17 protein-coding genes are annotated in these 21651 nt (G+C 74.4%); 5 read left to right on the top strand and 12 right to left on the bottom strand.

Annotation, left to right across the window (positions count from 1 at the left end):
- Positions 1-124: 124 nt before the first annotated feature.
- Positions 125-1297 carry an ROK family transcriptional regulator gene (locus AC5WAM_RS34230; RefSeq protein ID WP_495519875.1) on the bottom strand — a complete coding sequence of 391 codons (1173 nt, stop codon included), beginning with the start codon at positions 1295-1297 and terminating at the stop codon, positions 125-127.
- Positions 1298-1447: 150 nt separating this feature from the next.
- On the opposite strand from AC5WAM_RS34230, the gene AC5WAM_RS34225 reads away from it, so the two are divergent.
- On the top strand, positions 1448-2671 hold the full coding sequence (locus tag AC5WAM_RS34225) for an MFS transporter (RefSeq protein WP_495519874.1): 1224 nt from the start codon (positions 1448-1450) through the stop codon (positions 2669-2671).
- A 7-nt stretch (positions 2672-2678) separates the two neighbouring features.
- Here AC5WAM_RS34225 and AC5WAM_RS34220 read toward each other — a convergent pair whose 3' ends face one another.
- On the bottom strand, positions 2679-4010 hold the full coding sequence (locus AC5WAM_RS34220) for an alginate lyase family protein (protein WP_495519873.1): 1332 nt from the start codon (positions 4008-4010) through the stop codon (positions 2679-2681).
- A 297-nt stretch (positions 4011-4307) separates the two neighbouring features.
- Here AC5WAM_RS34220 and AC5WAM_RS34215 point away from each other — a divergent pair, with 297 nt between their 5' ends.
- Positions 4308-5735 carry a uracil-xanthine permease family protein gene (locus tag AC5WAM_RS34215; RefSeq protein ID WP_495523701.1) on the top strand — a complete coding sequence of 476 codons (1428 nt, stop codon included), beginning with the start codon at positions 4308-4310 and terminating at the stop codon, positions 5733-5735.
- On the opposite strand, the gene AC5WAM_RS34210 is transcribed toward AC5WAM_RS34215, so the two are convergent.
- Complete coding sequence (locus AC5WAM_RS34210) at positions 5714-6811, bottom strand: glycoside hydrolase family 6 protein (protein WP_495519872.1); 1098 nt, start codon at positions 6809-6811, stop codon at positions 5714-5716. The genes AC5WAM_RS34215 and AC5WAM_RS34210 overlap by 22 nt on opposite strands.
- A 116-nt stretch (positions 6812-6927) precedes the next feature.
- On the opposite strand from AC5WAM_RS34210, the gene AC5WAM_RS34205 reads away from it, so the two are divergent.
- The gene (locus AC5WAM_RS34205; RefSeq protein WP_301549610.1) at positions 6928-7653 is read left to right on the top strand and encodes a DUF5995 family protein; all 726 of its coding nucleotides are present in this window, start codon (positions 6928-6930) and stop codon (positions 7651-7653) included.
- Positions 7654-7756: 103 nt separating this feature from the next.
- Positions 7757-8686 (top strand): TIGR03619 family F420-dependent LLM class oxidoreductase, encoded by a 930-nt coding sequence (locus tag AC5WAM_RS34200; protein ID WP_495519871.1) that lies wholly within the window; start codon positions 7757-7759, stop codon positions 8684-8686.
- Positions 8687-8732: 46 nt separating this feature from the next.
- On the opposite strand, the gene AC5WAM_RS34195 is transcribed toward AC5WAM_RS34200, so the two are convergent.
- Both AC5WAM_RS34195 and AC5WAM_RS34190 read right to left on the bottom strand, forming a co-directional pair.
- Positions 8733-10427: a flavin monoamine oxidase family protein gene (locus AC5WAM_RS34195; protein WP_366794114.1), complete on the bottom strand. Its 1695-nt coding sequence runs from the start codon at positions 10425-10427 to the stop codon at positions 8733-8735.
- Between the two features lie 53 nt (positions 10428-10480).
- Positions 10481-11269: a carbon-nitrogen hydrolase family protein gene (locus tag AC5WAM_RS34190; protein WP_495523700.1), complete on the bottom strand. Its 789-nt coding sequence runs from the start codon at positions 11267-11269 to the stop codon at positions 10481-10483.
- A gap of 402 nt (positions 11270-11671) precedes the next feature.
- Between AC5WAM_RS34190 and AC5WAM_RS34185 the strand changes: the two genes are divergently transcribed.
- Positions 11672-12280 (top strand): Repetin, encoded by a 609-nt coding sequence (locus AC5WAM_RS34185; RefSeq protein ID WP_366794113.1) that lies wholly within the window; start codon positions 11672-11674, stop codon positions 12278-12280.
- A gap of 140 nt (positions 12281-12420) precedes the next feature.
- Here AC5WAM_RS34185 and AC5WAM_RS34180 read toward each other — a convergent pair whose 3' ends face one another.
- The 7 genes from AC5WAM_RS34180 to AC5WAM_RS34150 form a co-directional block, all read right to left on the bottom strand.
- On the bottom strand, positions 12421-12876 hold the full coding sequence (locus tag AC5WAM_RS34180) for an Lrp/AsnC family transcriptional regulator (protein WP_030674789.1): 456 nt from the start codon (positions 12874-12876) through the stop codon (positions 12421-12423).
- 25 nt (positions 12877-12901) lie between these two features.
- Positions 12902-14395, bottom strand: a complete 1494-nt coding sequence (locus tag AC5WAM_RS34175) for an amino acid permease (protein ID WP_366794112.1) — start codon at positions 14393-14395, stop codon at positions 12902-12904.
- Positions 14396-14817: 422 nt separating this feature from the next.
- Positions 14818-16260: a GuaB1 family IMP dehydrogenase-related protein gene (locus tag AC5WAM_RS34170; protein WP_366794111.1), complete on the bottom strand. Its 1443-nt coding sequence runs from the start codon at positions 16258-16260 to the stop codon at positions 14818-14820.
- Positions 16261-16444: 184 nt separating this feature from the next.
- Complete coding sequence (locus AC5WAM_RS34165) at positions 16445-17671, bottom strand: MFS transporter (RefSeq protein ID WP_366794110.1); 1227 nt, start codon at positions 17669-17671, stop codon at positions 16445-16447.
- Positions 17672-17887: 216 nt separating this feature from the next.
- Positions 17888-20686 carry a helix-turn-helix transcriptional regulator gene (locus tag AC5WAM_RS34160; RefSeq protein WP_495519870.1) on the bottom strand — a complete coding sequence of 933 codons (2799 nt, stop codon included), beginning with the start codon at positions 20684-20686 and terminating at the stop codon, positions 17888-17890.
- A gap of 104 nt (positions 20687-20790) precedes the next feature.
- The gene (locus AC5WAM_RS34155; protein ID WP_366794108.1) at positions 20791-21201 is read right to left on the bottom strand and encodes a barstar family protein; all 411 of its coding nucleotides are present in this window, start codon (positions 21199-21201) and stop codon (positions 20791-20793) included.
- A gap of 13 nt (positions 21202-21214) precedes the next feature.
- A complete protein-coding gene (locus AC5WAM_RS34150) occupies positions 21215-21631 on the bottom strand; it encodes a guanyl-specific ribonuclease (protein WP_495519869.1) in 417 nt (138 codons plus the stop codon).
- Positions 21632-21651: the final 20 nt, after the last annotated feature.

Raw genomic sequence — 21651 nt, 5'->3', positions numbered from 1 at the left:
CCGACCGGGGCACCCGGTGCCCCTCCCCGAACGCCCGGCGGCGGGAAGAAACGCCCTTGCCCCGCCGCCGGGCCACCACCTCACCCCGACCCGCGCGCCTGCCCGCGAGCCGGGGTGCCCGGCGTCACGCCCCGGTCGTGAACAGCTCGTCCTGCGCGGCGTCCCGGGCGGTGAGCAGCGCGCCGCGCAGCACCGCGGCGCCGCCCAGGGCGCTCGCCCTGACCTCCGTGCGCAGCGGTGACATCGCCGCCACCCGGCGGGCGACGCGGTCGGCGAGCGCCGCGCCGCCCGCCCGCCCCAGCTCCCCGCCGAGCACCACGCAGCCCGGGTCGAGCACGGCCGCGACGGACGCGGCGCCGATGGCCACGCGGTCGGCCAGCGCGGTGAGGAACGCCGCGTGGTCCGTCTCCACGGCGTGCCGCACGAGCGCGGCCGCGGGCAGTTCGCCCGGCTCCGGCTCCGCCTTCAGACCGTGGTCCGCCGCCAGGTCCGCCACCGCACCGGACCCGGCGAGCGTGTGGAAGCCGCCGTCGCAGGCCGTCGCCGAGGGCAGCCCGCCGGTGCCGGGCACCGGCAGGAAGCCGATCTCCCCGGTGCCGCCCGACGCGCCCCTGCGCAGCGCCCCGTCCAGGACGACGGCCGCGCCCGTGCCCGCGCCGAGCCACAGGAGCACGAAGGTGTCGCGGTCGTGCGCGGCGCCGTCGCGCTGCTCGGCGCGGGCGGCGAGATTGGTCTCGTTCTCCACCAGGACGCGCGCGGGGAGCCGGTCCGTCAGGGCCGCCACCAGGCGGCGGTGCCAGGCGGGCAGGCCCGCCGAGTCGCGCAGGTCGCCGGTCGCCGGGTCGATCAGGCCCGGGGCGCCCACGCCGACGGTGTGCAGCCGGGTGGCCCCGGCCGTGGCCGCGGTGCGCTCGACGAGGGCGACGGCCCGCTCGACGGCGGGCCCGGTGCCCGTGCCGTCGTCCATGGGGAGCGAGGCTTCGGCGAGCGGGGTGCCGAGCAGATCGGCGACGACGACGGTGACGCTCTCGGTGCGGACGTCGAGCGCGGCCAGCTGGGCGCGGTCGGCGACGATGCCGTACAGGCGCGCGTTCGGGCCCCGGCGCCGCTCCCCCGCCTCCCCGACGACCGTGATCAGGCCGGAGTCCCGCAGCCGCTCCACGAGGTCGGCGACGGAGGGCCGGGACAACCCCGTGAGCTGCTTCAACTGCCCTGCCGTCAAGGGGCCTTCGCTTTGCAGGAGGCGCAGCGCGAGCCGGTCGTTGATGGCCCGAGCGGTGCTCGGTGATGCGGGCATGGCCGGATCCTTCCACAGCGCCCGGACCGGTCCGCCGGGGCGGCGGCCGCGATGCGCGCGATGTTCGGTTCCCTGGCCCTCTTCTATCAGGCAGGGTTCCTGATAGTTTACTGCGGCGGTCCCGGAGGGGACCGTGGAGGGGTGGAGCGGATGAGTGAGGGGCAGGGCCAAGTGGTTTACAGCAAGCGCCAGTTGAGCCGGGCGCGGCTCGCGGTCGCGGTCATCTTCTGCGTGCACGGCTCGGTCGCCGGGTCGTTCGCGACCCGGGTGCCGTGGATCCAGGACCACGCGGACGTCAGCGCGGGCATGCTCGGCCTCGCGCTGGCCTTCCCGGCGATCGGCGCGTCCCTCGCGATGCCCCTCGCGGGCTGGCTGAGCCATCGCTTCGGCGTGCGGACCGCGCTGCGCGCGCTGCTCGCGCTGTGGACGCTCGCGCTCACGCTCCCTGCGCTCGCGCCGAACCTGCCCACGCTGTGCGCGGCGCTCTTCGTGTACGGCGCGACGTCGGGCATGGCGGACGTCGCGATGAACGCGCTCGGCGTCGAGATCGAGAACCGCCTGGAGAAGTCCATCATGTCGGGCCTGCACGGCATGTGGAGCGTCGGCGCCCTGGTCGGCTCGGCGGGCGGCACGGTCGCGGCGCACCTGGGCGCGGACGCCCGGGTGCACCACGCGCTCGCGGCGGCCGTGCTCACCACGGCCGGTCTGATCGCCTGTCAGGGCGTGCTCGAACTGGGTGCGGCCCCGGACGACGACCCGCCGCCGCGCTTCGCCCTGCCGCCGAAGTCGGCGCTGCTCATCGGCGCGGTCGGGTTCTGCGCGGTGTTCGCCGAGGGCGCCAGCCTCGACTGGTCGGCGGTGTACCTCAAGGACGTGCTCGACTCGTCGGCCGGTCTGGCCGCCGCGTGCACGACCGGCTTCACGCTGACGATGGCCATCGCCCGCCTCGTCGGCGACAAGGTGGTCGACCGGTACGGCTCGGTGCGCACGGTGCGGGTCGGCGGGCTGCTCGCCGCGGTCGGCGGCCTGTGCGTGGTGACGGCGCCGCACGCGGCCCTCGCCATGACCGGCTTCGCGCTGATGGGCCTCGGCATCGCCGTCGTCGTGCCGCTGGCGTTCGCCGCGGCCGGGCGCAGCGGCCCCAACCCCAGCCAGGCCATCGCGGGCGTCGCCACCATCACCTACACCTCCAGCCTGATCGCGCCGTCGGCGATCGGCACGCTCGCCGACGCGACGAGCCTGGTCGCCTCCTTCACCCTGGTCACCGCGCTCGCGTGCGGGCTCATGGTGTTCGCCGGGGTGCTGCGCACGGCCGGGCGGGCGCCCGTGCAGGCCACTGCCCCGCAGACCGAGGCGGTGGACCGCAAGGGCTGAGGCGCCCTCACCCGGCGATGGAGTCCAGCTGCTCCGCCGCGGGCCGCAGCTCCCACAGGTCGCCGCCGGGCGGGGCCTGGAGCTTCGGCACCGCGGCCCGCGCCGCCCGGTCACCGGCGTCGGCGGCCGCGTGCACGACGTCGGCCGCCGCGTACCGGCGGAAGTCCAGCTCGGGGTGCGGCCACGGCCGCTCGCCGGTGGCGGCGGGCAGCAGATAGCGGACGGCCCCGCGCAGGCTCTGCCCGGCGGGGCCCCGGTGGGCCCAGAGGTCCACGCCCACGTGCCGGCCGATGTCGGCGAGGCGCGCGTAGGCGACCAGGTCGAAGGTCGAGTAGTGCCAGCTGCGGGTGCGGGCGAGCTCCTGCGGCTGGCTGCCGTCGGCGGCGATCTGCGGGTCGAGGCGCCGGGCGCGCGCGTCGCGGACGGTCTCGCGGGCGAGGGCCTCGTCCCCGGTGGCGCGGGCGAGGGCGGCGAGTTGCAGGTCGTAGAAGGTGCCGTGGTTGTTCTTCGCGGCGCCTTCCTGCTTGCCGAAGTCGCTGTGCGCCAGCCAGTCGCGGAAGTCCTTGTTCCAGGCCGTCATCCGCGCCCGGTCGGTGCGGGTCCAGCCGGGGGCGCCGGCGGCGAGGATCGCCTGGGCGTCCAGGACGCTCGTGTACGACTGCGAGAAGTCGATGATGCCGATGGCCCGGCCGTCGTACCTGCAGGGGATGAACTGCCCGTGGTCGAGGCGCGGGTTCATCCGGGTCGCCGGGTCGAGGAACCAGGTGCGCAGGACGGTCGCGGCGTGCTCGGCGTACGCGCGCTCGCCCGTGTAGTACCAGGCGAGGGACAGCTCGTAGCTGGAGTCGAAGACGTTCTCCGCGTCCCGGCGGTCGGTGCCGGTGTCGACCTCGGGGTTGCGCTCGCCGTCGCGCTGCTCGTACGGGCAGCCCCAGGGGTTCTCGGGGGTCCTCGGCCCGGTCGGCCACCAGTAGGGGGCCTGGCTCAGATAGTCGTGCGGGTCGCCGCCGGGCGCGGGCCTCGGCTTGTCGACGACCGTCCAGGGGCCCTGGTCCAGCCAGCGGTCCGCGCGGGCCGTGAGGTCCCGCAGGGCGCGGCGCAGCCGCGGGTCGCCCCGGTCGAGGCGGCGCTTGGCCTCGGCGAGCCGGTGGCCGTCGAGGACGACGGTGTCGGGGACGGCGGCGCCAGGGGCGGCGGGCGGCGCCGCCGTGGCGGGGCCGGCGGGCGGCGCCGCCGTGGCGGGGGCGGCGGGCGGCGCCGCCGTGGCGGGGGCGGCCAGGGGCACTGCGGCGAGGACCACCGCCGCCAGCAGGGCACCCAGGAAGGAGCGGGCTGTCATGGCACTCCAATCAGATACATGAACAGAGTTCATCGACCTGGCCGCGGCACCGTACCGGAAGGAGCCGGAGAGCTCCACCCACCGGCACCCGGCAGCCGCACCGGAAGCCAACCGGACACCGCATCGGCAGCCGTACGGGACACCACACCGGACACCGCCGGAAAGAAGTCGCACTTACGTCGCACTAACATGTCGACGCTGATCGTCGACATGACGACACAGCTCGTCCCCCTGCGACGACACGGCCCGTCCCCCGCGACGGCACAGCTCGTCCCGCGCACAGAAAGCGAACTCACCATGGATCTCGGCGTGCGCTGGCGGCTGCACGGCGACGGGCGCACCCCCGCGCCCGGGGCCGTCGTCCGACCCGACGAACGGCTCTCGTGGCCCCGGACGTTCGGCCTCGGCGCCCAGCACGTGGTGGCGATGTTCGGGGCGTCGTTCGTCGCCCCGGTCCTCATGGGCCTCGACCCGAACCTCGCGATCATGATGTCGGGCGTCGCGACCGTCATCTTCCTGCTCGCCACGCGCGGCCGGGTGCCCAGCTACCTCGGCTGCTCGCTGTCCTTCGTGGGCGTGGCGGCCGTGATCCGCGCCCAGGGCGGCTCCAGCGCCACGGTGACGGGCGCGGTGTTCGTGGTGGGCGCGGCGCTGTTCGTGGTGGGGCTCGCCGTGCAGCGGTTCGGCGCGCGGATCATCCACGCGGCGATGCCGCCGATCGTCACCGGCGCGGTCGTCATGCTCATCGGCTTCAACCTCGCCCCGGTGACGGCCTCGACCTACTGGCCGCAGGACCAGTGGACGGCCCTGTGCGTCATGCTGTTCACCGGATTGGCCGTGGTGTGCCTGCGGGGTTTCTGGTCCCGGGTCGCGATCTTCCTCGGCCTGCTCTTCGGCTACGCGCTGTCCTGGGTCCTCGACGCGGTCTTCGGCAAGATCCACTCGGCGGACGGCTCCGGCAAGGTCACCGACCACTGGCGCCTGGACCTGTCGGCGGTCGGCGACGCAGACTGGATCGGCCTGCCCACCTTCCACGGCCCGAGCTTCGAGTGGTCGGCGATCCTCGTCGCGCTGCCCGTCGTGATCGCCCTGGTGGCCGAGAACGCGGGCCACGTCAAGGCGGTCGGCGAGATGACCGGCGACTCGCTCGACGACAAGCTCGGCACCGCGATCTCCGCGGACGGCGCGGCGTCCATGCTGTCCACGGCGGTCGGCGGCCCGCCCAACACCACGTACTCCGAGAACATCGGCGTGATGGCCGCGACCCGCGTCTACTCCACGGCCGCGTACTGGGCGGCCGCCGCCTTCGCGCTGCTCTTCGGCCTGTGCCCGAAGTTCGGCGCGGTCGTCGCCGCGATCCCCGGCGGGGTGCTCGGCGGCATCACCGTCATCCTGTACGGCATGATCGGCCTGCTCGGCGCCCAGATCTGGATCAACGCCGACGTCGACCTGCGCAATCCGCTGAACCTGGTCCCGGCCGCCGCGGGCATCATCATCGGCGTCGGCAACGTCTCGCTGAAGTTCACCGACACCTTCTCCCTCAGCGGCATCGCCCTCGGCACCATCGTGGTGATCACCGGCTACCACGTGCTGCGAGCCTTCGCCCCCGCCCACCTCAAGACCCAGGAGCCGCTGCTCGACTCGGGGACGTCGTCGTACGACGAGCAGGAGCCGGACGGGCCGGGCACCGGCGGCTCCCCCGGTCAGCCGCGCGCCAAGTCGTAGGCGTACCCCGGCGAGAAGGTGCCGGGCCTGCCCCGGCAGCCGTCCGACTCCCCGGGCAGCTTGACCCAGAGGTAGGCGTCGATGCGGGCCGCGCCGGTGCGCAGCGTGGGCGGGCGGCCGACGCGGCGCCCCGCGGGGTCGCACCAGCGGCCGTCCGCCGGGGCGCCGTTGCCGTTGCGGCTGGTGTCGATGACGGCGCCGAGGCCGCGCGGCCCGCCCAGGGCGGCGAGGACCCGGCGCGCGTACGCCACCTCGGCGGCGGTGCGGTGGAAGTTGGACACGTTCGTGAACACGCCGTCCGACGAGGCGGGGGACGCCGCGCCCGCCCGGCGCAGCGCGGCCGCCTGCCGCTCGGCCCGGTGCCAGCCCGAGTGCCCGCCGTCGTAGTAGACGCGCGCCGCGGGGTTCGCCCGCTTCAGGACGGCGCCCGCGCGGGCCAGCGCCGCGAACCGCCGCGCCCGCTCGCCGGGGGACAGGCAGTCCGCGAGCGCGACGGCGTCCGGCTCCAGGATGACGACGGCCGCCCGGGAGCCGAGGCCCGCCGCGAACCGCTCGATCCACCGGGCGTACGCGGCCAGGCGCGGCACCCCGCCCCGCGAGGCACCGCCGCAGTCGCGGTTCGGGATCGCGTACGCGACGAGGACCGGTATCCGGTCGCCCGCCCGCTCGGTGACCGCCCGCACCTGCGCCGTGACGGCCCACGGCCGGGGGTCGGTGAACCACACGGCGGCGGGCCGCGCGGCGATCCGGGACGCGATCAGCCGGCTTCTCGGGTCGTCCCGGTGTGCCCGCACCCACGCGACGACCTGCGCGCCCTCGTACCGGTACAGCCGTCCGGCACCGGCCGCCGCGCCCCCTCCCGGCCGCGACGGCCGCGCCGACGCCGCGTGCTCCGACGGCGCCGGACCCGACCGCGGCCCCTCCACCGCCTCGGTCCGGCCCGGCCCGTCGTCCCCGGCCACGGTCACCGCTCCGGCCAGCACCCCGGTGGCCGCCACCACCAGGGCCGCCGTCGCCGTGAGCCCGCCGAGCCCGCGCCACCGCCCGCCCCGGCCGCGCGCACGTGTCTCCCCCACGTCCCGCTCCCCCCTCGTACCGCTCCCCCGGGGTCCGTCGCGGGCCGTTCCCCCGTTCTGGGGAAGCGCCCGCCCGGCGGACCCGTGGGCAAGGCTAGGGCTGGGACCCTGCCCCCATGGCGCGGTTGGAGCGGTTGGCCGAGTGCACTCACCCGGCGCACGGAGTGGACGTGGTGGCGCGCGACGTGGACGCGGTGGTGGCGCGCATGCGCGCCCTTGACAGGGCGTGGCCGCGCCGGGACGGCGTCGCGGTCTTCAACCGCGTGTACCTCGCGGTGACGCAGGAGGTCGGCCGGCACGTCGGCGCGGGCGCGTTCCTGGACGTCGAGGCCGCCGTCACGCTGGACGTCCGCTTCGCCGAGCGCTATCTGGCGGCCGTGGACGCGGTGGCCGCCGACCGGCGCCCGCCCGCCTGCTGGCGTCCGCTGTTCCAGCTCCGGCGGCATCCGGGCGTACGGCCGCTGCAGTTCGCCCTCGCGGGCGTCAACGCGCACATCGGGCACGACCTGGCGCTCGCCGTCGTCGACACCTGCCGTGCCCTCGGCTGCGAACCGGCCGACCTGGAGGACGAGTTCGACCGCGTGGGCGACATCCTCGTGTCGCTGGAGGAGCGTGTCCGCGAAGAGCTGATGCCGGGCCCCGACGTGTTCCAGGTCGCCGATCCGCTGACCCATCTGCTGGGCTCCTGGAGCCTGGAGCGGGCCCGGGACAGCGCCTGGTCGACGGCGCGCGCCCTGTGGGCCCTGCGCCACCTCCCCGCTGTCGCCGGGGAGTTGCGCGAGCGCCTCGACGGGGCGGTGGGCCTGGTGGGGCGGATGCTGCTCACCCCGCTGCCCGACTGACGCCGGGCCGATCCGGCCAGGGCCGCGACGGGTGCGCCGGAACTCCCGTGCGCTCGTTGTACGTTGAACCGGCCACGGCGATCTCCCCCGCAGGAGGACAACGATGACGACCCGACTCGGACTGGGCCTGCCGCAGCTGAAGTGGGCGGACCTCGGGCGCGACGTCCCGGACGTGGCGCGCTTCGCCGAGCGGACCGGTTTCGACAGCCTGTGGGTCTTCGAGCGCGTCCTGTTCCCCGAGCCCCCCGCGCACGGCCTGTACGGCGTCCCGGGCCTGCCCTGGCCCGACGACTACCGCTCGGTCGCCGACCCGCTGGTCACGCTGGCCCTGGCCGCGGCGGCCACCGAGCGGGCCCGGCTCGGCACCAGCGTCCTGGTGGCCCCGCTGCACGGGCCCTTCCAGCTGGCCCGCTCGCTGGCCTCGCTCGACGCGGCCAGCGGCGGCCGGGTCGTCGCGGGCCTCGGCACCGGCTGGTCCGTGGACGAGTACGCGGCCGCCGCGGTCGCCCCCTTCGAGCGGCGCGGCGCGGTGCTCGACGAGGTCATCGACGTGTGCCGCGCGGTGTGGGGCCCCGACCCGGTGGCGCACGAGGGCGAGCTGTCGCGGATCGTGCCCTCGGAGGTCGGCCCGAAGCCCGCGCGGCCCATCCCGATCCTGCTGCCCGCGAACAGCCCGCGCGCGCTGCGCCGCCTGGTGGACCGGGCGGACGGCTGGATGCCGATCGGCACGGGCGCCGACAAGCTCGCCGAGCAGTGGCGGCGGCTTCGCGAGGTGGCCGCCGAGCGCGGCCGCGCGGAGCCCGTCCGGTCCGTGCTGCGCGTGAACCCCCGGTACACGCCCAAGGCCTACGACGGCGCCGACCGCGCGCCGTTCCGGGGCAGCGTCGAGCAGATCGCCGAGGACCTGGCCGCGCACGCCGCGGTCGGCCTCGACGAGATCTTCATCGACGTCCAGACCAGTGTGCGCGACGCGCAGGAGCTCAAGGACGTCGCCGCCGAGCTGTACGCGGCGGCGCGGGCCGCGGGGGTGTAGAGCGGCGCCGGGGGCCCCGCGCTCGGGCGCGGGACCCCCGTCGGCCTCAGTCCTCCGGCAGCTCGACCGGCGCGATGTCCTCGTAGAGGTCGCCGGGGCCGGGGTTCGTCGGGTCCGTGGCGCCGCCCAGGTGGTGCATGACGCCCCACACGGCGTTCAGGGCGGTCGTCACGGCGCCCTCGGCCCAGCCCGCCGTCCAGGAGATGTCGTCGCCCGCGAGGAAGATGCCGCGCTTGTCCTCGGGGAGGCCGTCCTGCATGAAGTGCGTGAACAGGCGGCGCTGGTAGCGGTAGTGGCCCGGCAGGTTGGCCTTGAACGCGCCCATGAAGTAGGGCTCGTTCTCCCAGGACACGGTCACCGGGTTGCCGATGATGTGCTTGCGGATGTCGACCTTCGGGTAGATCTCGCCGAGCGACTTGAGCATGACGTCCATGCGCTCGTTCGCCGACAGGGGCAGCCATTTCAGGCTGTCGTCGCACCAGGTGTAGGAGAGGCAGATGACGGCGGGCTTGTCCGGTCCGTCGTCGAGCAGGTAGGTGCCGCGCGTCATGCGGTCGGTGAGCGTCATCGACATGACGTCCCGGCCCGTCTGTTCGTCCTTGTCCAGCCAGAACGGCCGGTCCACCGGCACGAAGAGCTTGGACGACTCCATGTAGTGGGTGCGCTCCATCGCCGTCCAGTGGTCGATGGGGAACAGCGAGTCGTCACACTCGATCTTGGAGAGCAGCATCCAGGACTGCGCGGTGAAGATGGCCGCCCGGTAGGTGCGGATGTCGCCGTTGGCGTCGGTCACCGTGATGTTGTTGCCCGCGGTGCGGTGCAGCCGGGTCACGGCGGGCTTCGGCGCGCGGCCCTCGTGCAGCTCGGCCAGGGAGGTGCCGAGCGGCCAGTGCGTGATCTTCCGCGGCTCGCGGTCCCACAGGCGGAGCGGCAGCTGCTGGGAGCCGCCGACGATGCCGCGGTGGTGGTCGTCCGCCTCCGTGTAGACCACGCGGAGGATCTCCAGGATGCTGTTGGGAAAGTCGGTGTCCCAGCCGCCGGTACCGAAGCCGACCTGGCCGAAGATCTCGCGGTGCCGGAAGGACTTGAAGGCCTCGGACTCGCAGAGGAAGCCGTAGAAGGTCTGGTTGTCGAGCTTCTCGACGAGCTTCGCCCAGATCTCGCGGATGCGCGGCACGTCGCGCTCGCGCAGCGCGCGGTTCATGTCGGAGAAGTCCGCGCCCTCCTCCAGGCAGTCGCTCCACGCCTTCGCCACGTCGCGGTAGACCTGCGGCAGGTCGGCGACGGTCTCGGCGTAGTGCGACTCGCCCTTGAGGTCGACGACGGTCGAGGGCGTCGACTCCGCCAGGGGGTTGGGGAACGGCCGCGTCTCCAGGCCCACCAGGTCGATGTAGTGCTGGAGCGCCGTCGAGGACGGCGGGAAGCGCATCGCGCCCATCTCGGCGGTCAGCGACGGGTCGCAGCCCTCGAAGCCGACGGTGCGCAGCCGGCCGCCGATCTGGTCGGCCTCGTACACGACGGGCTTGAGGCCCATCTTCATCAGCTCGTACGCCGCCACGATGCCGGACAGACCGCCGCCGATGACGGCGACCTCGGTGCCGAGCTCGGTCGCGGGTATCTGCCCGAGCCCCGCCGGGTGGGCGAGGAAGTCGTCGTACGCGTACGGGAAGTCCGGCCCGAACATGGTGATGGGCGGCTGCGCGTCGGTGTGCTGGACGGCGGTGGGCACCGTGGACGTCATGGGGTACGGACTCCTTGCACAGTACGGAACGGTGGTGCGGGTGGGGGCTCGGCTCAGCCGAGGGACGCGTACAGGCCGGGGCGGCGGTCGCGCAGATAGGGGTTGGCCTCGCGGGAGGCGGCCAGGAACTCCGGGTCGGCGTCGGCGAACACCAGCTCCTCGCCGCGCCCGGCGCGGGCGCGGGCCACGCCGTCGGGGCCCGCGAGCGTCGACAGGCCGACGAACTCGAACTCGCCCTCCTGGCCGACGCGGTTGACGTACGCGACGTACATCTGGTTCTCGAAGGCGCGCACGGGCACGACCGACTCGGCGACGAACTGGAAGGGGTGCATCTGGGCCGTCGGCACGAGCAGCAGGTCGGTGCCCGCGAGGGCGTGGGCGCGGACGTTCTCGGGGAACTCCACGTCGTAGCAGATCATCAGGCCGATCCGGACGCCGTCGAGCTCGGCCTGGACGACCGGCTGCTCCCCGGGCGTGAAGTGGTCGCGCTCGAAGCAGCCGAAGAGGTGGGTCTTGCGGTAGTTGGCGAGGCGGGTGCCGTCGGCGCCGATGAGCTGGACGGCGTTGTAGACCCGCTCGCCGTCGCGCTCGGGGTAGGCGTAGGCGATGGCCAGGCCGTGGCGCACCGCGGTCTCGGCGACGGCGTCGGCCGCCTCGCCGTCCGCGGTCTCGGCGAGGCGCGGCACGTCGTCGCCGATGGCGTAGCCCGTCAGGAACATCTCCGGCGTCACCAGGAGCCGTGCCCCGGCGGCCGCGGCGCGGGCGGCCGCCTCGTCCAGGGCCTTGAGGTTGGCGGCGACGGAGCCGGGACGCCCCGAGCTCTGGAGCAGGGCGGTGCGCAGCGGCGGCATGGCGGACCTCGGGGGCGCAGAAGGGGCACGGGCGGGGGGCGGGGTGAGTCGGATAGACCGTACGTTTCGCGGGTGTGACGGGACAAGACACGACCGTTGCGCCTGCCCCCGCGATCCGTTGCGCGTCGAGGGGTCGGGGCGGAGATTCGTTGCGGGGCGGCGTACAGGTCGCGTAGGGACGGCGTACGGGGCGCGTACGGACGGTGGGCCCGTGTGCTAGGGGGCTGCCAGGGCTACGGGAGGTCCGACCTGGGGCGCAGCCGGCCGCCGCGGGGCTCCCCCGCGCGGGGGAAGCGGAGAGCAGCCTCGGGCCCGACGTGCCGGGCCCCCTCCCCGGGAGATCGTGAAGTCACCCGGAACGACCGGGTCGCTTCGACCGACGGAGGGCTTCCCGTGAGCCGCATCACCTTCACCCGCAACAGCACCCGCGTCCTCGCCGTGAGCGCGGCGTTCCTGGTCGCCGCGGGGGCGGCGGGCGTGGCCGCCGCGTCCGGCGAGGACGTCACGCGCCCCGTACCGGCCGCCGAGCAGCAGGCGAAGCCCCGTGAGGCGGCCGCGCTCACCGGCACGGGCAAGATGTTCCGCAAGACGACGGAGGACGTCACCTTCACGTTCGACGCGCACCTGGCCGAGCGGCACAACGGCGACCCGTCCAAGGCCACCGGCACCTTCAAGTTCGTCCACCTGGACAAGCCGGGCGGCAAGGGCGGCTGGGCCAAGGGCCGGATCGACTGCCTGGTGACGGGCGGCAAGGTGGCGACGACGACCGGCGTCATCACCGAGACCAACATCAAGGAGATCAAGGGTGGCCGCGTCGGCTTCAGCGTCCACGACCAGGGCAAGAACGACCGCGTCGGCTACAGCTGGGGCGCGACCGGCGGCCCCACCGGTGACAAGAAGCTGACCAAGTGCAACAGCGCCGCCCCGTTCGAAAAGCTCAAGAAGGGCACGGGCGACTTCCACGTGACCCCGTGGAACCCGCCGTACCCCGAGGGCGACTGAGCCGGGGCGCGGGCGGCCCGCACGGGGGTCGGGCGGCCCGCGCCCCTTGGGGAAAGCACCCCGAAGGGGCGCGGGGCTGTTTCGCTATGCGGCTCCGCCGCGTGGGCGCGACCAGCCACCGCGCGCCCGCAGTCGGAGAACTAGGCGGGAGACCCCGAGGAGAACCGCCGCATCAGCGGCGAAAGGACGAGCACCGACTTGGTGCGCTCGACGAACGGCTCCCCCGCGATCCGTTCGAGCACGCGCTCAAAATGACGCATGTCCGCGGCGAAGACCTGCACGAGCGCGTCCGCCTCCCCGGTGACGGTGGAGGCGGACGCGACCTCGGGATAGCGCTCCAGACCGCGCTGGATCGCCTCCGGCGAGGTGTTGCGGCGACAGTAGATCTCGATGAACCCCTCGGTCTCCCAGCCGAGCGCGGCCGGGTCGACGCGGACGGTGAATCCGGTGATCGCTCCGGTGGCCCGCAGCCGGTCCACGCGCCGCTTCACGGCGGGCGCGGACAGGCCGACGAGCTGGCCGATGTCGGCGTAGGAGCGGCGGGCGTCCTCGGCGAGGGCGTGCACGATGCGTTCGTCGAGATCGTTCAGTCGCACTGGGGGTCGTTCACTTCTCTGCGTGTCACTTCACTGCGGAGGCCTCCGCGGCGGGCGGCTCGGTCTCCAGACGGGAGCGGCGCATCCCGTACAGGAAGTAGAACACGAGCCCGACGACCATCCAGACACCGAAGACCTTCCAGGTCGCCGCGTCGAGGTTGTACATGTTGTACGCGCAGAAGCCGAAGCCGAGCACCGGGAAGAGCCAGCCGAGCGGCACCCGGAAGGTGCGCGGCATGTCGGGGCGGGTGCGGCGCAGGATGACCACGGCGATGTTGACCAGGCCGAAGGCGAAGAGCGTGCCGATGCTGGTGGCGTCGACGAGCTTGCCGAGCGGGATCACCGAGGCGAGGACGCCGCAGAACAGGGACACGATGACGGTGTTCACGCGGGGCGTGCCGGTCTTGCCGCTGACCTTGGCGAACGTCTTCGGCACGAGGCCGTCGCGGGACATCGCGAACAGCACGCGGGTCTGGCCGTAGAGGACGGTCAGGACGACGCTGGCGATCGAGATGACGGCACCGGCGGCGAGCAGGGTGCCCCAGAAGGTCTGGCCGGTGACGTCGTTCATGATCGCGGTGAGCGACGCCTCGGAGCCCTCGAAGTCCTTCCAGTTCCAGGCGCCGACGGCGACGGCGGCGACCAGAACGTACAGGGCGGTGACGATGATCAGCGACAGCATGATCGCTCGGGGCAGGTCGCGCTGCGGGTTCTTGGCCTCCTCGCCCGCGGTGGAGGCGGCGTCGAAGCCGATGTAGGAGAAGAACAGACTCGCTCCGGCCGCGCTGACCCCGGCGACGCCGAGCGGCATGAAGTCGGCGTAGTTGCCGGACTTGAAGCCCGTGAAGCCGACCGCGCAGAACAGCACGAGGGCCGCGATCTTCACGATGACCATGATCGTGTTCGCGCGGGCGGACTCCTTGGCGCCGCCGAGCAGGAACACCATGGCGAGCAGCACGACGATCAGACCGGGCAGGTTGATGATCGCCCCGTCGACCTCACCGGGCGCCGCGGAGAGCGCGTCCGGGATGGTGACGCCGATGGTGCCGTCGAGCAGCTCGTTCAGGTACTGGCCCCAGCCGACGGCGACGGCCGCGACGGACACGCCGTACTCCAGGACCAGGCACCAGCCGCAGACCCAGGCGACGAGCTCGCCCATCGTCGCGTACGCGTACGAGTACGAGGATCCGGCCACCGGGATGGTGCCCGCGAGCTCGGCGTAGGACAGGGCCGAGAACAGGGCGGTGAGTCCGGCGATGACGAAGGAGACCGTCACGGCCGGGCCGGCCTTGGGCACGCTCTCGCCGAGCACCACGAAGATGCCGGTGCCGAGCGTCGCGCCGATGCTGATCATGGTCAGCTGCCACATGCCGAGGGTCCGGCGGAGCGTGCCGCCCTCGCCCTGGCCGCCCTCGGCGACCAGGCGGTCCACCGGCTTGCGCCGCGTTATTCGGCTGCCGAAACCGCTGTCGCCCTGGGGGCGTGGGCGGGTCTTCGGGGGGACGCCCTGGTCGAGCACGGGTGGCTCCTTAATCGCTGCCGGTCGAAATGGCCGGGACCCACGGCAGCCCGAGCATCACCACGGGAACCACCGAGCAGGCAGTCCCCGCCACGCCACGTACAGCGCCAGACTCTAAGGGGTTCCGCTTCTCAGCCGAAATGCAGCAACGTTGCGCACCGGCGGAAGATCGTTGCGTGAGCGCCGAAGGGACGGATCTTTATTGCGCCGTCCCTTTCGTCCGTTGCGCGACGTCCGTTTTGTCCCCTGCTGGGGATTCCGTTTGTTTCCGGCGCGGCCGCCGCCGATACGGCTCCCGCATCCCGCCCGTCGGTCGATCCGTATTCCGTTTGTAATCTTCCCGAAGCACCGGGGAAACGCCGACGGCCCCCGCGAGCGAACTCGCGGGGGCCGTCGATGAGTTGGGCCCGGGGGCCGGCGCGTCAGCTCCAGCTGGCGTGCAGCGGCTTGCCCTCGGCGTATCCGGCGGCGCTCTGGATGCCGACGGTGGCCCGGTCGGCGAACTCCTCCAGGGAGCCCGCGCCCGCGTAGGTGCAGGAGGAGCGGACGCCCGCGATGATCGAGTCGATCAGGTCCTCGACGCCCGGACGCGCCGGGTCCAGGAACATGCGGGAGGTCGAGATGCCCTCCTCGAAGAGCGCCTTGCGGGCGCGGTCGTACGCCGACTCGTCGGACGTGCGGTTGCGCACGGCACGGGCGGAGGCCATGCCGAAGGACTCCTTGTAGGCGCGCCCCTGGGCGTCGTGCTGGAGGTCGCCCGGGGACTCGTACGTGCCCGCGAACCAGGAGCCGATCATGACGTTCGACGCGCCCGCGGCGAGCGCCATGGCGACGTCGCGCGGGTGGCGGACACCGCCGTCGGCCCAGACGTGCTTGCCGAACTTCTTGGCCTCGGCGGCGCACTCCAGGACGGCGGAGAACTGCGGGCGGCCGACGCCGGTCATCATGCGCGTGGTGCACATGGCGCCGGGGCCCACGCCGACCTTGATGATGTCGGCGCCGGCCTCGATCAGGTCGCGGACGCCCTCGGCGGCGACGATGTTGCCCGCCACGATCGGCACCTGCGGGTCGAGCGCGCGCACGGCCTTGACCGCGGCGATCATCGACTCCTGGTGGCCGTGCGCGGTGTCCACGACGAGCGTGTCCACACCGGCGTCGAGCAGCTGCTTGGCCTTGCCCGCCACGTCGCCGTTGATGCCGACGGCGGCGGCGATGCGCAGCTTGCCGTCCGCGTCCAGGGCGGGCTTGTAGAGGGTCGCGCGCAGGGCGCCGGTGCGGGTGAGGATGCCCGCGAGGCGGCCGTCCTTGTCGACGGCGGGCGCGTAGCGGCGGTTGGCGCCGTCCAGCTTGTTGAACGCGTCGCGCGGGTCGATGTCCGCGTCGAGCAGCACCAGGTCCTTGGACATGACCTCGGCGAGCTGCGTGAAGCGGTCGACGCCGCTCAGGTCCGCGTCCGTGACCACGCCGACCGGGCGGTGGTCCGCGTCCACGACGACGCCCGCGTTGTGCGCGCGCTTGGGCAGCAGCGCGAGCGCGTCCGCGACGGTCTGCGACGGCGAGAGGACGATCGGGGTGTCCAGGACGTGGTGGCGCGTCTTCACCCAGGAGATGACCTCGGTGACGACCTCGATCGGGATGTCCTGCGGGATGACGACGATCCCGCCGCGACGGGCGACGGTCTCGGCCATGCGGCGGCCCGCGATCGCCGTCATGTTGGCGACGACCAGCGGGATCGTGGTGCCGGTGCCGTCGGGCGAGGCGAGGTCGACACCCTGGCGGGAACCGACGGCGGAGCGCCTCGGGACCATGAAGACGTCGTCGTACGTCAGGTCGTACGCAGGCTGGATGTCATTGAGGAAACGCACGTGCTGCTCATCCCAGTCGATCAGAGGTGGCCCCCGAACCGGACAGCCGGGGGAAAAGCACGTACTTCATTGTCCCATGCCCAACCGATTGCGCCGCCTGGGACGATCCCCCAGGCGGCGCATGAACCCCCTGGTCAGATCCTCCAAGGGCACCACCGTCCGCTGCCGCGGGCCTGCGCTGCGTCTAGATCTTCCGGGTGCGCCACACCGCCAGCGAGGTGAGCGCGCTGAGGACCGCGCCGAATCCGAGGACCGCGGTGAGCGACACCGCGCTCACCACCACGCCGCCGAGCGCCGCGCCCGAGGCGATGGCCAGGTTGAACATCGAGGTGTTCAGCGCGGTCGCGGCCTCGGTCGAGTCGGGCGCGGCCTTGAGCACCCAGGTCTGCACGGCCACGGGGATGCCGCCGAAGGCGAGGCCCCACAGCACCAGGAGCACGATCCCGGTCGCCGGGCTCCGGCCGACCAGCGGGAACAGCGCGAGCACGGCGGCGAGCAGCACGCTCATGGCGATGATGGTGGCGCGCACGTCACGGGTCGCGGTGATGCCCGCGAGGACCGTGCCGCCGATGCCCGCGAGGCCGTAGACCAGCAGCAGCGGACCGATCAGGCTCTCGCTGACGCCCGAGGTGTCCTGGAGGATCGGGCTGATGAAGGTGAAGGCCGCGTAGTGGCCGCCCACGAGCAGGCCGGTGGCGATGACGCCCGCGCGGACCGTGCGGTTGCGGAACTGCCGGGGCAGCTCGGACAGGCGCACCGGCTCGGTGGCGGGCAGGCTCGGGAGCAGGAACACCAGGCCCGCGACCACGATCAGACCGAGCCCGGCGACGGCCAGGAACGCGATCCGCCAGTCGGAGAGCTCACCGACGAACGTCGCCGCGGGCACGCCGATCACGTTGGCCGCGGTCGCGCCGCCGAAGACGAGTGCGGTGGCCCGCGGGATGTGCCGCTCGGGCACGAGCCGCACGGCGATGCCCGCCGCGAGGGCCCAGAACCCGCCGATGCTGACGCCCGCGACGAACCGCGCGACGAGCAGCAGGGCGAAGCCGGAGGCGGCCGCCGAGAGGGCGTTGGCCGCGACCATCAGCGTGAGCAGGGCGAGCAGGACGAGCCGCCGGTCGAGGCGGCCGATGAGGACGGGCAGGACGGGCGCGGTCACCGCGGCCACGAGACCCGGCACGGTCACCAGGAGGCCGACCGCGCCCTCGGAGACGTCGAGCCCGCCGCTGATCGAGGTCATCAGGCCGACCGGGAGGGCCTCGACGGTGATCATGGCGAAGGTGCCGAGCGCCATGGCCACGACGGCCAGCCAGGTCTTGACGGAGACCCGGTCCGGCGGCGGCGCGGGCGTGCTGGGGGTGACGGGAGCGGTGGGTGTGGCGGAGGTGGCTGACTTGCTGGGGCCGGACATGGCTGAACTCCCGTTCCGAGCGGTTCGCTTGGGGCTGTACGCGGCGGTGAAGGCCGCGAGGAACACGCTAGGAAGCGGCCGAGGGGCGCGAATCAGTCACATGACTGGTGTGCGTCCGTCGTCGCTCCCACGCCGGTCCCGGCACCCGCGCCGCCCGCCGCCCCGCCCCGCGCCGGTCCCGGCACCCGCCCCGCCCGCCCCGCCCGTGCGTCGGCCCTACTCCCCCAGGTCCATGCGGGCCAGCTCGCCGCGCGAGGCGACGCCCAGCTTCGGATACGCCTTGTAGAGGTGGTAGCCGACGGTGCGCGGGCTGAGGAACAGCTGGGCCGCGATGTCCCGGTTGCTCAGGCCGGTCGCCGCGAGCCGCACGATCTGGAGCTCCTGCGGCGTGAGCCGGTCGAGCAGGCCCGCCTCGCGGTCGCGGACCGGCGTGGTCTCGCCGGTGGCCCGCAGCTCGGCGCGGGCGCGCTCCGCCCACAGCGGGGCGCCGACCGCGTCGAACAGCTCCAGGGCGGCGCGCAGCCGGGGCCGGGCGTCGGACCTGCGCAGCCTGCGCCGCAGCCACTCCCCGTACAGGAGCTCGGTGCGGGCCCGCTCGAAGGGGCGTTGGTCGTGCAGATGGACCCGGACGGCCTCGGCGAAGAGGGCGTCGGCGGGGTCGCCCTGCGCGGTGGCCTCAGCGGCCCCGTCGCCCCCGGCGGCCCCCACCGTGGCGAGCAGCGCGCGGCAGCGCAGCGCCACGGCCCGCGCCCAGGGCTGCCCGGTGGCGTCCGCCCACTTCGCGAACGCGGCGGCCGCGGCCTCTGCGCGCTCGGTCCTGCCCCCGCGCACCGCGCTCTCCACCAGGTCGGGCAGGGCGTACAGGGCGAAGCCGGAATGCCCGTGCGGCCCGGCCCACAGGTCCTCCAGGCGGTGCAGGGCCTCGTCGTGGCGGCCGTGGCCGAGGTCGAGCAGGGCGAGCGCGCCGCTCGACCAGGCGCCCGCGATGGGCAGGCCCTGCGCGGCGAGCTCCCTGGTGAGCGCCCGGCAGCGGTCCTCGTCGCCCTCGGCCGCGGCGATGTGCGCGAGCACCCCGCGCAGATTGCCCGCGAACAGGCCCTGCGCGGTGTCCTCCGCGATCCGCGCGCCCTCGGCGGCGGACGCCGTGGCGTCCCGGAAACGGCCCATGAGCAGCTGGGCTCGCGCGAGGTGGAACAGCGCGGCGGGCATGAGGCCGATCGCGTCCCCGGCCCGGCAGTCCCGCTCCAGCGCGCGGGCCCGCTCGTACGCGGCGCCCAGGTCGCCGATGAGCTGGTGCCACCAGTGCGTGCTGGCCCGCTCCCACAGCCCCGGCGCGCTCTCCGCGGCACCGGGCGCCTCGACGAGGAGGCGGGCGGCGGGCAGCCCCCGGGCCGGGTCGCCGAGCGCCACGGCGGCCAGACCGTCGACGGCGGTGATCAGGCGCGCGGCCCCGGGCTCGGCGCGCGGGCCGGACGGCACGGGCCGCAGCGCCGTGAGCCCGGCCGAGGTCCGCGCGATCATGCCCGGGTCGTTGAGCGCCCAGGCGGCGGACATCGCGTCCAGGAACATGTACGCGGCCGCCCGCGCGTCGTGCGGCCCGACCTCGGCCGCGGCCTCGACGAGGAGGGCGTGCGCGGCGCGCTGGTCGCCGCGCGCGTTCGCGGCCGTGGCGCGGATGCGGGCCAGCCGGGCCCGGGTCAGCGGGTCGTGCGGGTGCGCGGCGGCCCGGTCCGCGAGCCCCGCGGCGCGCTGCTGCTCGCCCGCGTTCTCCACGGCCTCGGCCGCGGCCACGAGCCGCCGGGCGCGCTGCTCGTCGGTCGGCGAGAGCGCGGCGGCACGCTCGTACGCGGCGGCCTCGGCCTGGTGCCCGCCGCGGCGGCGCGCGGCCTGAGCGGTGTGCTCCAGGTCGGCGGCGACGCTCTCGTCGGGCCCGGTCGCGGCCGCCGCCCGGTGCCAGGCGCGGCGGTCGGCGGTGGTGGCCTCGGCGAGGGCGCGGTGCACGACCGTGCGCAGGGACAGGGGCGCGGCGCGGTACACCGCGGAACGGCTCAGCGGGTGCGTGAAGCGCAGCCGCCCGTCGGCCACGGAGATCAGCCGGCTCGCCTCGGCGGCGGCCAGGTCGTCGAGCGAGGCGTCCAGGGCCCGCCCCGCCGCCAGGACGGCGCCCAGGTCGCCGGTGGGCTCGGCGGCGGCGACCACGAGCAGGTCCTGGGCCCGGGGCGGCAGGGCCCGCGCCCGGTCGAGGAAGGTCCGCTCGACGCGTTCGGACACCGGCCGGGAGCCCAGGTGGAAGAAGTCGGCGTGCAGATCGCCGGAGCGCTGGGCGGCGCTGAGCGCTGCGGGCAGTTCGAGCAGGGCCAGCGGATTGCCGCGCGCCTCCCGCAGGACCAGGCCGCGCACGTGCGCGGGCAGCCCGTCGGCGTGCTGGTGGAGCAGGCGCGCGCCGGTCTCCTCGTCGAGCCCGGCGAGCCGCAGTTCGGCGAGGCCCGACGCGGGGAACGGATGCCCGTCGCGGACCGCGAAGACCAGCGCCACGGGGTCGGAGCCGAGCCGCCGCGCGGCGAAGAGCAGGGCTTCCGCCGACGCCTGGTCCAGCCACTGCGCGTCGTCGACGAGCACGGCCAGGGGCCGCTCCTCGGCGATCTCCCCGAGCAGGGACAGGACCGCGAGCCCCACGAGGAAGCGGTCGGCGGTGCTGCCGCCCGGGAGGTCGACGTCCAGGCCGAACGCCGCGCGCAGCGCCCGGGCCTGCGGCGCGGGCAGCGCGTCGAGCCGGTCGGCGTGGGCCCCGAGCAGGAGATGCAGGCCCGCGAAGGCCAGCTCCGACTCCGACTCGATGCCGAGCCCGCGCAGCACCCGCAGGTCCGTGGCGTGCTCGGCGGCGTGGTCCAGCAGGGCCGTCTTGCCGATCCCGGCCTCGCCGCGCACGACGAGCACCCCGCCCCGCTGTTTCCTCGCCCCGTCGAGCAGTCCCTCGACGACGGCCCGCTCCTGATCGCGCCCGTACAGCTCCATGCCCCGTTCCCCCCGTGTGTCCGCGCGTCCGCCGGTGTGCCCGCCGTCCGCCCGGTGTGTTCCTGTGCCGGTACGCCGTCAGCGCGGCGTACGCCCCGGTGCCGTCAGTCCGGCGGCCCCAGTGCCAGCACGACCTCCAGTGCCGTGTCCTCGCCCCGCCAGTGCTCGACCGCCGCGGCGAAGACGTCCTGCGCGATCTCCCAGTCGTCCGGTGCCCGGCGCGCGTACTCCTGCCAGCCGGTGACGGCCACGAGGCGCCCTCGCGCGCGCGGCTGCCACGACAGGTCCGTCAGACAGTCGGCCAGCGCGTCCCAGTTGCGCCCGAACCACTCCGGCAGCGCGAACGCCGTGGCGCACCGCTCCATGAAGGCGTCCTTGTCCCGGACGCCGCTCAGCTCCAGGGCCACGGTGCTCCACCCGGTGCCGCGCACGGCCCCGAGCACCCCCGCGAGCGCCCCCGGCGACGCGCCGTCCGCAGCGGCGGGTTCCTCTCCCGCCCAGTCACCCGTCGTCACGCTTGTGCCTCCGTCATCTCAGCACCGCCTTGAACGACGCGTAGTGGTCGTCCGTGTAGTACGTCTCGTGCTCGCGGCCGGTGACGAGGCGCCGGGCGCCCCGGCCGCGCTCCCCCGGCGTACGGACGGTGTACTCGTGGTAGTAGCCGCGTGGCTCACGGGGCAGCCGGCCCTCGAAGTTGCCGAAGACCGTGCCGTCCTTCGCGTAGGGGAAGGGCCCGCCCTCGTCGATGAGGCGCAGGGTCCTGCGGGCCTCGGCGGGCAGCCGGTCGGCCGTGACGGTCGCCATGCCGCGCGCCCAGGCGGGTGTCGAGGACGTGCCGCCGTCCGGCTGTGTGCCGCCGTCCCGCTGAGTGCCGCAGCCCGTGACGAGGACCGCGAGACAGACGAGCAGCGCGCCCAGGACGCGCCCCGCCGACCGAATGATCATGGGCCCGATGCTGCCACAGC

Source organism: Streptomyces sp. JLYT201, assembly GCF_059448825.1.
The sequence above is the reverse complement of the archived record's forward strand: the minus strand, read 5'-3'. Positions and strand labels throughout refer to the sequence as shown.

Coding starts and splice junctions, on each gene's coding strand:
- AC5WAM_RS34230 (WP_495519875.1), bottom strand. CDS start 1,297: ATGCCCGCATCACCGAGCACCGCTCGGGCCATCAACGACCGGCTCGCG.
- AC5WAM_RS34225 (WP_495519874.1), top strand. CDS start 1,448: ATGAGTGAGGGGCAGGGCCAAGTGGTTTACAGCAAGCGCCAGTTGAGC.
- AC5WAM_RS34220 (WP_495519873.1), bottom strand. CDS start 4,010: ATGACAGCCCGCTCCTTCCTGGGTGCCCTGCTGGCGGCGGTGGTCCTC.
- AC5WAM_RS34215 (WP_495523701.1), top strand. CDS start 4,308: ATGGATCTCGGCGTGCGCTGGCGGCTGCACGGCGACGGGCGCACCCCC.
- AC5WAM_RS34205 (WP_301549610.1), top strand. CDS start 6,928: ATGGCGCGGTTGGAGCGGTTGGCCGAGTGCACTCACCCGGCGCACGGA.
- AC5WAM_RS34200 (WP_495519871.1), top strand. CDS start 7,757: ATGACGACCCGACTCGGACTGGGCCTGCCGCAGCTGAAGTGGGCGGAC.
- AC5WAM_RS34195 (WP_366794114.1), bottom strand. CDS start 10,427: ATGACGTCCACGGTGCCCACCGCCGTCCAGCACACCGACGCGCAGCCG.
- AC5WAM_RS34165 (WP_366794110.1), bottom strand. CDS start 17,671: ATGTCCGGCCCCAGCAAGTCAGCCACCTCCGCCACACCCACCGCTCCC.
- AC5WAM_RS34160 (WP_495519870.1), bottom strand. CDS start 20,686: ATGGAGCTGTACGGGCGCGATCAGGAGCGGGCCGTCGTCGAGGGACTG.
- AC5WAM_RS34150 (WP_495519869.1), bottom strand. CDS start 21,631: ATGATCATTCGGTCGGCGGGGCGCGTCCTGGGCGCGCTGCTCGTCTGT.